This is a genomic window from Methylobacterium indicum (assembly GCF_001043895.1).
Classification (GTDB): Bacteria; Pseudomonadota; Alphaproteobacteria; order Rhizobiales; family Beijerinckiaceae; genus Methylobacterium; species Methylobacterium indicum.
Genome location: NZ_JTHF01000497.1, coordinates 1 through 747, shown reverse-complemented (window position 1 = coordinate 747; position 747 = coordinate 1). Strand labels below are relative to the sequence as shown.

The window sequence follows — 747 nt, the reverse complement described above, 5'->3', positions numbered from 1 at the left end:
GGCCCTACCTGTTCGGCGACGATGCCGGGCCGCGGGAGCGGGCGTCCTGGTGCGACACCCTCGTCACCCTGGCGGTCTGGGCGGGGGTCTGGCTCGTCCCGGTCGCCGCGCTCCTCCTCGTGCTCGGGCCCGACGACGTCTTTTCGCGCATCGCGGTGTTCTTCTCCAAGATGGCGATGGTCACCTTCGGTGGCGCCTACGCGGCCCTCGCCTACGTGGCGCAGGCGGCGGTGGAGCAGTACGGCTGGATGAAGCCCGGCGAGATGCTCGACGGGCTCGGCATGGCCGAGACCACGCCCGGCCCGCTCATCATGGTGACGCAGTTCGTCGGCTTCCTCGCCGCCTACCGGGCGCCCGGGGCGCTCTCGCCGCTCGCGGCAGGCACCCTGGGCGGCTTGCTCACCACCTGGGTCACCTTCGCGCCCTGCTTCCTCTGGATCTTCGTCGGCGCGCCCTTCGTCGAGCGGCTGCGCGGCAACGCCGCGCTCGCCGGGGCGCTCTCGGCGATCACCGCGGCGGTGGTGGGGGTCATCCTCAACCTCGCGGTCTGGTTTTCGCTCCACACCCTGTTTCGCGCGGTGCGTCCGGTGGCCTTCGGGCCGCTCCGGCTCGACGTGCCGGTTCCCGCGAGCCTCGACCCTTATGCGCTCGCCCTGGCGCTGGCGGCGGTCGTGGCGATCTTCCGCTTCCGGGCCGGGATGATCCCGGTTCTGGGCGCCTGCGCGGCGGCGGGGGTGGGGTTGCGGC

1 protein-coding gene is annotated in these 747 nt (G+C 73.1%); it reads left to right on the top strand.

Translation table 11 applies throughout. From position 1 onward, the window contains the following. A partial coding sequence (locus tag QR78_RS31710) for a chromate transporter (RefSeq protein ID WP_048431626.1) occupies nucleotides 1–747 on the top strand: 747 nt, incomplete at both ends.